The organism is Rhizobium sp. P32RR-XVIII (assembly GCF_012641395.1).
In the GTDB taxonomy this organism is placed as follows: domain Bacteria; phylum Pseudomonadota; class Alphaproteobacteria; order Rhizobiales; family Rhizobiaceae; genus Rhizobium.
This window is the reverse complement of the sequence record NZ_JABAIH010000003.1, coordinates 24,960-38,275: the sequence shown is the minus strand read 5'-3', so window position 1 is coordinate 38,275 and position 13,316 is coordinate 24,960. Positions and strand designations below refer to the sequence as shown.

At 61.6% G+C, this 13,316-nt stretch carries 12 protein-coding genes; 5 read left to right on the top strand and 7 right to left on the bottom strand.

What is annotated here, in order from left to right; all coding sequences use genetic code 11:
• Nucleotides 1-6 precede the first annotated feature (6 nt).
• Nucleotides 7-1,674 carry an ABC transporter ATP-binding protein gene (locus HGP14_RS09900; protein ID WP_168829682.1) on the top strand — a complete coding sequence of 556 codons (1,668 nt, stop codon included), beginning with the start codon at nucleotides 7-9 and terminating at the stop codon, nucleotides 1,672-1,674.
• A 22-nt stretch (nucleotides 1,675-1,696) separates the two neighbouring features.
• A complete protein-coding gene (locus HGP14_RS09895) occupies nucleotides 1,697-3,067 on the top strand; it encodes an alpha-glucosidase/alpha-galactosidase (protein ID WP_168829681.1) in 1,371 nt (456 codons plus the stop codon).
• 96 nt (nucleotides 3,068-3,163) lie between these two features.
• On the opposite strand, the gene HGP14_RS09890 is transcribed toward HGP14_RS09895, so the two are convergent.
• The 5 genes from HGP14_RS09890 to speB all read right to left on the bottom strand — a co-directional run bounded on the left by HGP14_RS09890 (nucleotide 3,164) and on the right by speB (nucleotide 8,164).
• Entirely contained in the window at nucleotides 3,164-3,961 is a 798-nt protein-coding gene (locus HGP14_RS09890) for an ABC transporter permease (RefSeq protein ID WP_168829680.1), read from the bottom strand.
• Nucleotides 3,958-4,812, bottom strand: coding sequence for an ABC transporter permease (locus HGP14_RS09885; RefSeq protein ID WP_168829679.1), 855 nt, complete (start codon nucleotides 4,810-4,812; stop codon nucleotides 3,958-3,960). The genes HGP14_RS09890 and HGP14_RS09885 overlap by 4 nt, the downstream gene beginning before the upstream one ends.
• Nucleotides 4,809-5,846 (bottom strand): ABC transporter ATP-binding protein, encoded by a 1,038-nt coding sequence (locus HGP14_RS09880; RefSeq protein WP_168829678.1) that lies wholly within the window; start codon nucleotides 5,844-5,846, stop codon nucleotides 4,809-4,811. The genes HGP14_RS09885 and HGP14_RS09880 overlap by 4 nt, the downstream gene beginning before the upstream one ends.
• Before the next feature lie 107 nt (nucleotides 5,847-5,953).
• On the bottom strand, nucleotides 5,954-7,042 hold the full coding sequence (locus HGP14_RS09875; protein WP_168829677.1) for an ABC transporter substrate-binding protein: 1,089 nt from the start codon (nucleotides 7,040-7,042) through the stop codon (nucleotides 5,954-5,956).
• Nucleotides 7,043-7,102: 60 nt separating this feature from the next.
• Nucleotides 7,103-8,164, bottom strand: coding sequence for an agmatinase (gene speB / locus HGP14_RS09870; RefSeq protein WP_168829676.1), 1,062 nt, complete (start codon nucleotides 8,162-8,164; stop codon nucleotides 7,103-7,105).
• Between the two features lie 167 nt (nucleotides 8,165-8,331).
• Between speB and HGP14_RS09865 the strand changes: the two genes are divergently transcribed.
• The 3 genes from HGP14_RS09865 to HGP14_RS09855 all read left to right on the top strand — a co-directional run bounded on the left by HGP14_RS09865 (nucleotide 8,332) and on the right by HGP14_RS09855 (nucleotide 11,602).
• On the top strand, nucleotides 8,332-9,363 hold the full coding sequence (locus tag HGP14_RS09865; protein WP_168829675.1) for a LysR substrate-binding domain-containing protein: 1,032 nt from the start codon (nucleotides 8,332-8,334) through the stop codon (nucleotides 9,361-9,363).
• 21 nt (nucleotides 9,364-9,384) lie between these two features.
• On the top strand, nucleotides 9,385-10,545 hold the full coding sequence (locus HGP14_RS09860; RefSeq protein ID WP_168829674.1) for an aminotransferase: 1,161 nt from the start codon (nucleotides 9,385-9,387) through the stop codon (nucleotides 10,543-10,545).
• Between the two features lie 109 nt (nucleotides 10,546-10,654).
• A complete protein-coding gene (locus HGP14_RS09855) occupies nucleotides 10,655-11,602 on the top strand; it encodes a lytic transglycosylase domain-containing protein (RefSeq protein ID WP_246704409.1) in 948 nt (315 codons plus the stop codon).
• Between the two features lie 9 nt (nucleotides 11,603-11,611).
• Here HGP14_RS09855 and maiA read toward each other — a convergent pair whose 3' ends face one another.
• The gene (gene maiA, locus HGP14_RS09850) at nucleotides 11,612-12,262 is read right to left on the bottom strand and encodes a maleylacetoacetate isomerase (RefSeq protein ID WP_168829673.1); all 651 of its coding nucleotides are present in this window, start codon (nucleotides 12,260-12,262) and stop codon (nucleotides 11,612-11,614) included.
• A gap of 10 nt (nucleotides 12,263-12,272) precedes the next feature.
• Nucleotides 12,273-13,289: a fumarylacetoacetate hydrolase family protein gene (locus tag HGP14_RS09845; RefSeq protein ID WP_168829672.1), complete on the bottom strand. Its 1,017-nt coding sequence runs from the start codon at nucleotides 13,287-13,289 to the stop codon at nucleotides 12,273-12,275.
• Nucleotides 13,290-13,316: the final 27 nt, after the last annotated feature.

Below are 13,316 nucleotides of genomic sequence, written 5' to 3'. Positions count from 1 at the left end.
GTGAAGATGGCTCTTGCTCTTGTCAGTTCGTTCGCACCGCCCATCCGGCACGACCACGATGGCCGCTCGGAAAGCCCGATCATCGACGCCCGCAATGTTGCGGTGAACTTCAAGGTCGAGGACGGCGTGGTGGAGGCGGTCAAGAATGTCTCGTTCCAGCTCTACCGCGGAGAGACGATTGCGATCGTCGGCGAATCCGGCTCCGGCAAATCGGTGACCGCCCGCACCGTGATGGGGCTTCTTTCGAAGCGCGCGGTCATCTCGCCGAAGTCCACCGTCGAGTATGACGGCGCCAACATCCTGAAATTCTCCGAACGCGCCCGGCGCAAGCTGCGCGGCAACCGGATCTCGATGATCTTCCAGGAGCCGATGAGCTCGCTCAATCCGATCTATACGATCGGCAGCCAGATCGTCGAAGCGATCCGGGTGCACAAGAGGGTCGGCCGCCGGCAAGCCCAGGCCCGGGCGCTGGAACTGCTGAGACACGTGCAGATTCCAGACCCGGAGGCGCGGCTGAAGCAGTATCCGCATCAGCTCTCGGGTGGTCAGCGCCAGCGCGTGATGATCGCAATGGCGCTCGCCAATGATCCGGATGTGCTGATCGCCGACGAACCGACAACCGCGCTTGACGTCACGGTGCAGGCGCAGATCCTCAATCTGATCCGCAACCTGCAGAAGGAGTTGCGGATGGCGGTGATCCTCATCACGCACGACCTCACCGTCGTCCGGCAGTTCTCAGATTACGTCTATGTCATGCAGCATGGCGAAATTCGCGAGCACAATACGACGGAGAGCCTGTTCGCCAACCCGCAGCATCCCTACACGAAGCATCTGCTCGCGTCCGAGCCGCGCGGCCAGGCCAATCCGCTGCCGGAGAATTCCGAGATCATTCTCGATGCCCGGGGCGTGCGCGTGTCCTTCATGCTGCGCCATGGCAGTTTCTTCAGGCCGGAACTGAGGGAACTCATTGCCGTCGACAGCCTGAGCCTGACCCTTCGACGGCACGAAACGCTAGGTCTCGTCGGCGAATCCGGTTCCGGAAAGACGACCTTCGGCCAGGCGCTGGTCCGGCTGAACGATCCCGATAACGGCGAGATCTATTTCGACCGCCAGCCGATCCATGGAAAATCGCGCTGGGAGATGCGGCCGCTGCGCTCGCGCATGCAGATCGTTTTTCAGGACCCCTTCTCCTCGCTCAATCCGCGCATGACGATCGGCCAGATCATCGAGGAGGGGCTGGTCGTCAACAAACTCGGCGCAACCAAGACCGAGCGCATGGATCGGGTGCGCGAGGCACTGATTGCGGCCGGCATGCCGGACAATATCCTCTCGCGCTTCCCGCACGAATTCTCCGGCGGCCAGCGCCAGCGCATCGCGATTGCCCGCGCCATCGCGCTCGAGCCGGAATTCATCCTTCTCGACGAGCCGACCTCGGCGCTCGATCTTTCCGTTCAGGCGCAGATCATCGAACTCCTGCGCAAACTGCAGGACGAGCGAGGCCTTAGCTACCTTTTCATCTCGCATGATCTCAAGGTCGTGCGTGCCCTTTGCCATCGCGTGATCGTCATGCAGCACGGCCGCATCATGGAAGAGGGACCCGTCAACGAAGTTCTATCCAATCCCAAGACCGCCTACACGGAACGGCTCGTGAAAGCCGCTTTCGAGGTCGCATGATTGCCGAATGCCGGAGGTTATAATGGCACGAAATCCCAAGATCACTTTCATCGGGGCTGGCTCCACCGTTTTCATGAAGAACATCATCGGGGACGTTTTGCAGCGCCCCGCACTCTCAGGCGCCACCATCGCCCTGATGGACATCAACCCGCAGCGGCTTGAGGAAAGCGCCATCGTCGTCAACAAGCTCATCACAACGCTTGGTGCCACGGCGAAGGCGGAGACCTATTCCGATCAGCGCAAGGCGCTGGCGGGCGCCGACTTCGTCGTCGTCGCCTTCCAGATCGGCGGCTATGAGCCTTGCACGGTGACCGACTTCGAAGTGCCGAAGAAATACGGCCTGCGCCAGACGATTGCCGATACGCTCGGTGTCGGCGGCATCATGCGTGGCCTTCGCACAGTGCCGCATCTCTGGAAGATCTGCGAGGACATGCTCGCCGTCTGCCCGGAGGCGATCATGCTGCAATATGTGAACCCGATGGCGATCAACACCTGGGCGATCGCCGAGAAGTATCCGGCGATCAAGCAGGTGGGGCTATGCCACTCGGTGCAGGGCACCGCCATGGAATTGGCGCAGGACCTCGACATTCCCCACGAGGAAATTCGTTATCGCTCGGCTGGCATCAACCACATGGCTTTCTATCTGAAGTTCGAGCACCGCCAGCCGGACGGCTCTTACAAAAACCTCTATCCCGACCTCGTGCGCGCCTATCGCGAGGGCCGAGCGCCGAAGCCCGGCTGGAATCCGCGCTGCCCGAACAAGGTGCGCTACGAGATGCTGACGCGGCTCGGCTATTTCGTCACCGAAAGCTCCGAGCATTTTGCCGAATATACGCCCTACTTCATCAAGGACGGGCGTGAGGATCTGATCGAAAAGTTCGGCATTCCGCTCGACGAATATCCAAAGCGCTGCATCGAACAGATCGAGCGCTGGAAGGGGCAGGCGGAGACCTACCGCACGGCGAACACGATCGAGGTCAAGCAGTCGAAGGAATATGCTTCCTCGATCATCAACTCGGTTTGGACGGGCGAACCTTCGGTCATCTACGGCAACGTCCGCAATAACGGGTGCATCACCTCGTTGCCTTATAATTGTGCCGCGGAAGTTCCCTGCCTTGTCGACGCGTCCGGCATCCAGCCGACGTTCATCGGCGACCTGCCGCCCCAGCTGACGGCGCTGATCCGCACCAACATCAACGTCCAGGAACTGACCGTCCAGGCGCTAATGACTGAGAACCGCGAGCATATCTATCATGCCGCGATGATGGACCCGCACACGGCGGCCGAGCTTGATCTCGAGCAGATCTGGTCACTCGTCGACGATCTTCTCGCCGCGCATGGCGACTGGCTGCCGGAATGGGCCAGAACGAGCAGAAAGGTGCAGGCGGCTTAAAAGAGAAAGGCAGCGGAGCCATGATGCTCTCGCTGCCTTTCACCCCCCGGCTTAAGGGTGCGCCGGCTCCGCGCGCGAGCCGGCAATATGCCGCGGTTACTTCTCTCCCGCCATCGCACCGAGAAGCTTCGGAAGATCGCCGAAGCGGGCAATCAGTCCAAAGATCAGGGCCGCAGTCACGACGAACAGGATCGTCACCGACGCCATGGTCGGCGTGTAGCCATAGCGCAGTGCGTTGAAGATCTTGATCGGCAAGGTCTCCATCGTGAAACCGACCGTCATGTAGGCGACGATGTATTCGTTCAGCGAAAGAACGAAGGCAAAGGCATAGCCGGAAATCAGGTATGGCCGGATCAGCGGCAATACGACCGTCGTGAACACGGTCCGGTCATCCGCCCCCATCGTCGCTGCCGCCTCGACGAATGAGCGATCGATCGAGGTGAAGCCGAGCGATAGCGTTACCAGCGGCAAGGTGACGAAGAAGATCGCGTGGCTGATCACGGCGGTCCATGGTGCGCCGTAAAAACCGGTGGTTGCCCAGAAGGTCAACATCCCGAGTGCGGTAATGACCGGTGGTAGCGTAAAGGGCGCGATTCCCAGCAGCTGAAAGATATTCGCCCATGGCGCAATTCTTCGCCATAGAAACCAGGCGAGCGGCAATGCGATGAGGACAGCGAGCGCCGCTGACAGAATGGCGAGCGTCAGTGAAGCAAAGAGCGCATTCCGCCACTCGGGATTGGCAAAGATCTCGCCGTACCAGCCGAGCGAAAAGCCCCGGGGCGGGAAGTTGAGACTTTGCTTCTCGTTTATAGACACGCCTGCGACGACGATGATGGGAGCCGCCAGGAAAAGGCCAATCAGCGCGAAGTACAGACGGCGGAGAAAGGTGGTCATGCCATTTCTCCCTTGCGTCCGACCAGGACCGTCAGTCCCACCATGGCGAGCGTCACCAGCACCAGGAATACGGCCATGGCCGCAGCAAACGGCATGTTCGACTGATAGACGGCCTGGTCCGTGATCAGCACTGACAGCGTCCAATGCGACGGGCGGCCGAGGATCTGCGGCAGCAGGTATGAGCCGAGCGCGAAGATGAAGACCATGATCAGCGTCGCGATGATCGTGTTGCGCAACGCCGGCACGACGACCGTGAAAAACGCCTTGACCGGGGAAGCGCCGAGCGTTTGCGCCGCTTCCGTCAAGGTCGGATCGAGTCGGACGAGGGCGGGATAAAGGATCAGGATCGTATAGGGCAGGGCCTGATAGACCATGCCCGCCAGAACCGCTTCGAAGCTCGGCGTCAGCGGCACAGCCTGTTGCATGACGCCAAGCATGACCAGCAGGTTGGTGATGCCGGCCGTTCGTGAGAACAGCGTCGACCAGGCAAAGCCGATGATGACTTCGGAAAGTGAAAGGATCGATAGCAGCGCTACCAGCCAGATCACCTGAGCCTTGCGCCCCATGCGCGTCAGCAAATAGGTGAACGGAATGCCAAGCACGACGCAGCAGATCGCGACGGCGATTGCGAGAAACAACGAAAAGCCCAGCACCTTGCCGAAAAACAGGCTGATGAAGCGGGCGTAGTTGTCGAAGACGAAGGCCGGCGTATAGAAACCGCCCTGCTGCCGCTGGAAGAAGCTGACGGCAACCATCGTTCCGAACGGGATGACGAAAAAGACCGTCAGCATTCCGGCTGGAAAGGCGAGCGGCCAGTAGTCGGCGATGTTCTGCGGTCGTTCGCGCCTCATTGCTTCAGCACCACGCAGATGTCGGGCGAGAGCTTGACGCCGACCTCATCGCCGACGTTGACAGCCGGCCGTTCGCGCGGGGTTGAAACGGCGATGACCTGTGTTCCGGAAAGGTCGAGGAAGGTCTCGATCGTGCCGCCGAGATCGCGGATGAAAGTTACCCTGCCGCCGATGGTGCTGCCGCCGGGTGCTGTCAGATGCACATCCTCGGGCCGTACCGACAGGGTTGCCCTGGTGAGGCCGGGGGGAAGCGAAACGCCCTCGATAGCCTTGCCGAGGACGGTCGCTCGGCCGGCGGTGTCGGCTTCGACTTCGAGCAGGTTGGTGGAGCCGATGAAATCGGCGACGAAGCGATCGGCGGGACGGCGGTAGATCTCGATCGGGTTCGCCGCCTGGCGGATCTGCCCGCCGTTCATGACGACGACGGTGTCTGCCATCGTCATCGCCTCGCGCTGATCATGGGTAACGACGATCGTCGTGATCCCAAGCTGCTGCTGGAGTTGGCGAAGCTCCACCTGCATCGCCTCGCGCAGCTTTGCGTCGAGCGCCGAAAGCGGCTCGTCGAGCAGGAAGAGCTTCGGCGAAATCGTAAGCGCCCGGGCGATCGCCACACGCTGGCGCTGGCCGCCCGATAGCTTGTTCACCGGCCGGTCGGCATAGCCCGGCAGGTGGATGAGGGCGAGCAGTTCATCGACGCGCTTCTTCTGCGCCTCCTTCGCCGTGCCGCGGATGCGCAGCGGATAGGCGATGTTCTCGCCGACCGTCAGGTGCGGGAAAAGCGCGAGCGATTGAAAAACCATTCCCAGTTCGCGCTTATGCGTCGGGATGGCGGTAATGTCCTTGTCATCGAGCACGATGGCGCCGCCGGTCGGCGTGTCGAGGCCGGCAATCATGCGCAGCAGAGTGGTCTTGCCGCAGCCGGAGGGGCCGAGCATGCAGACAAACGTTCCGTGCGGAACGTTGAGCTGGACATTGTCGACGGCCGTGAAGGGGCCGAATTGTTTCGTGACGTTGTTGAGTGCCAGTCCGGACATAAATCCCCCGCGTGAGGCGCATGCGCACGAAGAATGCTCCGCATGCGCCTCGCCGTCAAAGGTGGAGGCGCACGCAGACCGCTGCGGCGCATTCAAGCTTCAAAAACTCAGCCGACGATGAGTTCCGTCCATTTCTGGTTCAGCCAATCCGACTTGGACTGATAGAGGTCGTAGCGCGGGATGATCGGCTCGATGTCCGAGGAAACCGCGGCAAACTCCTTGTCGGTAAGGTCGAGCAGCTCGCGTTTGAGGGTCGGAGCCGTGCCGACCTTGCGCGACATCAGCGCCTGAATAGCCGGCTGGCACATATAGTCGATGAAGATGTGTGCCTCTTCGGATTTCTTCGACGCGCGCGACAGCGCCCAGCAGCCGGAATCCTGGATGCCGCCTTCCTTCGGGAAGGTAGAACGGACCGGGAAGCCGTCAGCGGCTGCAAGTCCTGTGACGTCATGGTAGTACTGACCCATCGGAATTTCGCCGGATTTCAGCGATTGCTCGAACTGCGCTTCGTCGCGATACCAGAGGCGGACGTTCGGCTTCACTTCGGCAAGCTTGTCGAAGGCTTTCAGGATGCCTTCCTCGGTGTCCAGCGCGTTCGTGCCGCCGAAATGCGTCTTGGCTGTCACTTCCAGCAGGAACGAGTTGGAGACGAGCGCGAGCAGGCCGAGCTTGTCCGCATTTGCAGGATCCCACAGCGCGGTCCAGGAGGTCGGCGGCTCCTTGTAAACGTCGGTATTGGTGACGAGCGTGATGTACCACGCGACGGCGCCGACACCGGCGACGCGGCCGTCCGGATATTTGTTGACGAAGCGATCGATCAGGCCGGAAGCGTTCTTGATCTTCGTCATGTCGATCGGCGTCCAGAGCTCGGTCGCCTGACCCTTGAGCATCGCCACCTGCGACATCATCGAAAGGTCGGCCGGCGCCTGGCCTGCCTTGGCGGCCTGCTCCAGCTGCACCAGCCAGGCTTCGCCGGTCGGCTCGGCCACGGCCTCGACAGCGATGCCGGTCGCCTTGGTGAATTCCGGGAAGATGTTCTTGTCGAACGAATCCTTGAAGTAGCCGCCATAGACGCCGACCTTCAGCGACTTGTCCTGCGCGCGCAGTATGGACGGCATGGCAAGCATGCTGGTGGCCGCCAGGCCGCTTGCTAGCACGTTACGGCGGCTGACCGCCGCCTCGAGTATCTTTTTCATGGTTTTGTTCCCTCTTTTGTTTGGTCTGTCATGAACTTGCAATTCCGGTGGCTGCCGGCGTCAGTCGCGCTTGTTGCCAATGGATGGGCTGAAGACCATCAGGCTCAGGATCTCGAACAGGACCTGAGCGCCGGCATGAGCAGTATTCGTCGTTGCGTCATACTGCGGCGCGACCTCGACAACATCGCCGCCGACGAGATTGACCCCTTTCAGGCCACGGATCAATTCCAGAACTTCGCGTGTTGTCAAGCCGCCGACTTCCGGGGTTCCGGTGCCGGGGGCAAAGCTTGGATCGAGGCTGTCGATGTCGAAGGTGAGGTAGGTCGGTCCGTCGCCGACAATTGCCTTCGCCCTTTCGATGATTGCCGGAATTCCCATGCCCGTCACCTCCTCGGCGTGGATGACGGTCATTCCCGATTCGTAGGAAAACTCCCAGAGATATTCGGCCGAGCCGCGGATGCCGATCTGCACCGTGCGCGTCGGATCGAGCACGCCGTCGAGAACGGCGTTGCGGAACGGGCCACCATGATGGAACTTCGTCTGGTCGTAAGCGCCGCCCGTATCGCAATGGGCGTCGATGTGGATCAGGCCGACCGGCTGTTTCTTCCCGACGGCCTTCAAGATCGGATGGGTTATCGAGTGATCGCCGCCGACCGAAAGCGGCGCGACGCCGGCGTCGACGATCTGGCTGATGCGCTTTTCGATGTCTTCGTGACTGAGTTCCAACCGGTAGCGGCTCTGGAGGGGCACATCGCCGATATCGGCAGCACGTAGGTCGAACACCGGCGCGGTGCCCAGCACATGGTTGTACGGCCCGATGCGCTCGATCGTGCGCAGCGCCCGCGGCCCGAAGCGCGAGCCCGGCCGATTGGTGACGCCGAGATCCATCGGAATGCCGCTGATTGCGACCTGCAGATTGCCGAAATCCGGCTCGTCGGCCGCAACCGGCATGTAGGGGGCGCTCAGGAATGTCGGAACGCCGGCGTAGGGGGCCAATCGCGTCCCGCTTTTCGAAAAAATCTTGTCGGCGACTTTGCGAAAATCGGGATCGAAGATCTCGCCGCCGTGGCTATCGGCAAATTTTGCGCGCAGTTCTTCGAGTTTTGTCTGATCCCAGGCCATTCCGGTTCACCTCTTTTTCTCCAATGGCGGGGAACCGGCACGCATGCGGCTTGTCGTTGTTCCCCACGCTCTTCTTCTTATTTTCTTGCATTACCCAACAAAAATGATGGAAATGCAATTCACATTGTTATACCGCTCATCGTGAGATTTTTTCACAACAGACCGCCATGTTCAACCGATTGCCGCCGCTGAATTCATTGCGTGCCTTCGAGGCCGCGGCCCGGCGGGGTTCGGTCTCGGGCGCCGCGCGCGAACTGAACGTCACGCATGGCGCGATCAGCCATCAGATCAAAGCGCTGGAGGCTATCTTCGGCACACCGCTCTTCGAGCGTAACGGCAAACGGCTGAAGTTGACGCCGCAGGCGGCGCTGCTTTTGCCGGCACTCACGAGCGCGTTCGAGAGTATTGCGGCAGCGACGGCATTGGTGACGCGCCCGTCGACCAGCGGCAGCCTGAGAATTTCGTGTGTGCCCGCTTTGTTGTCTTTCTGGCTGATCCCGCGCATGCATCAATTCAGCGAACAGTTCCCGGATATCAGTTTGACGCTTGTCGCTTCGAACGATCCCGATCTGCTCTATTCGCCGGACCTCGATATCTGCATCCTCTATGGTGATGGCGCCTGGCCGGACTGCTGGGCGCGCCTTTGGACAAACCTGCAGCTGTTCCCGGTCGTCAGCCCGACGCTGATGAACAGCCGGGCGCTGCGTTCGGTCCGCGATCTGCGCGATCACGTACTGCTGCATGGTGACGATGGACGCGAATGGAACACCTGGCTTGCTGCGGCTGACGCCCTGGATATGCCGCGGGGCAGGCAGCATTTCATGAGCGATGCACGCCTTTCGACCGAAGCGGCCTTGAGCGGGCAGGGTGTTGCGCTCGGCGACACGATCACGGCCGGAAGCCTGATTGCCCAGGGCGAACTCGTCGTGCCCTTCGATCTCTCCGTTCCGGCCAACGATGCATTCTACGTGGGCTGTCGCAATGAAGTGCGCGCTGCGCCGATCGTCAAAGTCTTCCTCGACTGGTTCTTCGCGGCGCTCGAGAGCGATCGCGGAGCCGAACCGCAAGCCTCCGCCCGGCGTGTGATCCGGGGCCGCGCGCGACTGGATGCTCCGACGGCTGCCGTCGAAAACTTCACCCCCGTCTCTCGTGCTCGCGCCACCGCGCGAAAGCCGGCCAAACGCCGTCTGAAACCCTGAGGATCTTTGAAGGAACCGCGCATGTCCGTCACCCGCCCGAACCCGCTTGTCGCCCGTTTGTCGCCTCCGCCGATTCCCTCGGTGCTTGCCTGGGCGCGCGAATATGACGGCAGCAGGGGGCCGCTGCTCGACCTGTCGCAGGCGGTGCCCGGCTACCCGGCGCATCCGGAGATGCTGCGGCTTCTCGGCGAGACGGCCGCTTCTCCCGCAATGACGGGCTATGGCGCCATCGAAGGTGAGGAGGTCCTGAGGAAGGCCTATGCGGCGCATATGTCGGATGTCTATGGCGCGCGCGTTTCCGCCGCCAATATCCACATTACGTCAGGCTGCAACCAGGCCTTTATGTGCTCGGTCATCGCGCTCGCTCAGGCAGGTGAAACGATCGGGCTGACCAATCCCTTCTATTTCAACCACGAGACCACGCTTTCGATGCTGGGCATTGGCCGGGTGCTCGTCGAATGCGATGCCGCAAACGGCTTCCTGCCGGACGTGGCATCCGCCGAAAAGGCGTTGTTGTCGGGCGCACGGGCGCTTGCCGTCGTCACGCCGAACAATCCGACCGGTGCCGTCTACCCGCCGGCGCTGCTCCGCGAACTCTTCCATCTCTGCCGAAAGCATGGGGCGTGGCTGATATTGGACGAGACCTATCGTGACTTCCTGCCTGCCAACAGTGGGTCGCCGCATGACCTGCTCTCCATCGAGGGCTGGGAGGAGACGCTGATACTGCTCTACAGTTTCTCCAAGTCCTTCTGCATCCCGGGACATCGGCTCGGCGCCATCACAGCCGGCCCGCGCATCGTGGCCGAGATCGCCAAGATCATGGACAACATGCAGATTTGCGCACCGAGAGCAGCTCAGGTTGCGGTGGCGACGGCGCTTCCGATCCTGGCCGACTGGCGCGCCGCAAACCGGCTGGAGATCACCCGCCGCGCCGACGCACTGAAAGCGGTCATGGCGGCAACGAACGGCTGGTCGATCGCCGCGATCGGCGCTTACTTCGCCTTCATCCGCCATCCGTACGGCGACACGCCTTCGGTAACGGTGGCGGAAAGGCTTGCGAAGAAAGCCGGCGTCGTCTGCATCCCGGGAAGCTATTTCGGCGAAGGTCAAGACGGCTATCTTCGGCTTGCCTTTGCCAATGCCGACGCCGATGCAATCGGACTTTTGCGCGAGCGTTTCTGACCGATGACCTAGCCAAGGCCATTGATTCCTTGATCGCGGCAATGGCGGTTTCCACTTCATTTTGATAGTCTCGGCGCGACGGTCCGATGGAGTTTGGGAGAGGCACCGGATGAGGCGCTTCATGCGCAAGGCGACAGCCGGAAGACTTGCGCCAATCGCGGGCGCGTTCGTTGCCGCCTTGCTCGCCAGTCCGGGGTATTCCCAGCCCGAAGGGAAGCCTGCCCCGCCGGCGTGTCTTTACTCTCTGGAGGCGGCCGCCGGCAGCCCCACCTTTTGCGTGCGAAAGGACAGCTACAGCGCGGATATCTGCACGGCCATCGATCACTTCGCGCGCGCCAACCAGCTTCCTCCGGATTATTTCGCGCGGCTGATCTGGCGCGAAAGCCGGTTTCGGCCCGACGCGCTGAGCCCAAAGGGCGCTGAGGGGATTGCGCAGTTCATGCCGGGCACCGCCAAACTGCGGGGGCTGGAGAACAGTTATGACGCGCTCAGCGCGCTGCAGGCATCGGCAGCCTACCTCGATGACCTGCGCAACCGTTTCGGTAATCTGGGCTTCGCAGCGGCTGCCTATAATGCCGGCGAGGATGGTCTGGCGGCTTTCCTCCAGGCCGGCGCTTTGCCATTCGAAACGCGGAGCTATGTCACCGCGATAACGGCGCACACCATCGAAGAGTGGAAAGACAGGCCACCGGAAAAACCAGCACCCGAACTCGACAAGGACAAGCCTTTCCTGGAGGCCTGTATAGCCCTTGCAGAAAGCCGCCGTCTCAAGAGCGATCCCTGGCAGCCTGAAGGCGTATGGGCGCCCTGGGGCGCGCAACTCGCCGCTCACTTCGATCCATCGGCCGCCCGCAGTCTTTTCCTGCAGGATATCAGCAAGCTGCCGTCACCCTTGAACGCCGAAAGGCCGCTCATTCTGCGCCAACGCGACCGCAGCTTCGGTTACCGGCCTCGATACGTCGCCCGCGTTGGCCGCCAGACACGGGCCGAGGCAAATCAGGTCTGCCAGGAGGTGCGCAAGAGCGGCGGCGTCTGCCTGGTGTTCAAGAACAACTGAAGATGGCTGCTAAAGAGCGGTACTCTTTCGTGCCTGGTCGGGATGGGCGGCGGCAAAGGCGGGCAGACGCTCGCATTTTTCCGCAATAGCCGTCGTGCGCGGGCAAGCAGAAAGATCGACCTTCCAACGGCGGCCGTTGTAGACCTGCGGGACGAGGCAGAGATCGGCCATGGTAGGGCTGTCCCCGTGGCAAAATTCGCCGGTTTCCGGTCTGTCCAGCATCCGCTCGAAGGCCTCGAGGCCGTCACGGATGAATTTTCCCATCCATGCTATCCGGGCAGCGTCCGGATCGTCCGACTGCTCCATGATGTGGGAAACGACGCCAAGATTGCAAACCGGATGAATCTCCATCGCAATGGCATAGGAAAGGGCTCTGACGCGCTGGCGGCCAAAGATGTCTGCAGGCAGGAAGCCGGCCTGAGGCCGCGTTTCTGCAAGATATTCGATGATGGCGAGAGACTGCGTCAGCATCTGTCCATCGATTGAAAGCGCAGGGACCAGCCCTTGAGGGTTTCGCGCCAGATGAGTCGCCTGCTTGTGTTCCTTGGCCAGGAGATCGACAGCAACGGACCGGTACGGGATCGCCAGCATGTTGAGCGCGATCCGGACGCGGTAGCTTGCCGAAGAGCGCCAATAGTCGAAAAGAACCGTCTCGCTCATCAAAGCCGCCTCAGTTTCTGTCATATCGCGTCACGGTCTGCTCGATGGCGCCGAAGATCGAGTGCCCGGCCGCGTCCTTCATCTCGATACGAACCGTATCGCCGAACATCATGAAGGGCGTTGCGGGTGCGCCGCTCTCGATCGTTTCGATCATGCGGATTTCGGCGATGCAAGAATAGCCGACGCCGCCTTTGCCCACCGGCTTGCCCGGCCCGCCGTCCAGCTTGTTGGAGACGGTGCCCGAGCCGATGACGGTGCCGGCGCCGAGTGGCCGAGTCTTGCTGGCATGGACGATGAGCTCCCCGAAATCGAACGTCATGTCGATGCCAGCATTGGCGCGCCCGAAGGGCTCGCCGTTGAGGTCGACGTGCAGCGGCAGATGGAGTTTTCCGCCGTCCCATGCGTCGCCAAGCTCGTCTGGCGTTACTGCGACCGGCGAAAAGGCCGAGGAGGGCTTCGACTGGAAGAATCCGAAGCCCTTCGCAAGCTCCGCGGGGATCAGCGCCCGCAGTGAAACGTCGTTGACGAGCATCACGAGACGGATTGCGGCACGGGCTTCGTCGATCGTCGCTCCCATAGGCACGTCATCGAGGATGACGGCGATCTCCGCTTCCATGTCGATGCCATAGGTATCGTCGGGAACGACAATGGGATCACGGGGCGCGAGGAATGAATCGGAGCCGCCCTGGTACATCAGCGGCTCGGTCCAGAAGCTTGCCGGCATCTCGGCGTTGCGCGCCTTTCGGACCAGTTCGACATGATTGACATAGGCCGAGCCGTCCGCCCACTGGTAGGCGCGCGGCAGCGGCGATGCAGCGTCGTGTTCGTGAAACCGGATGGCTGGCTGAGCGCCGGTATCCAGACCTTCCGCAACGCCGGCAAGACGCGGCGCCACATAGGCCCAGTCGTCCAGCGCCGCTTGCATCGTGCGGGCGATATGACCGACCTCGGAGCATCGGCTGAGATCCTTGGAAACGACGACCAGGCGGCCATCACGCGTGGAGTCCTTGAGCGTCGCAAGTTTCATCTTTTTCAAATTCCATCTTGAATGATT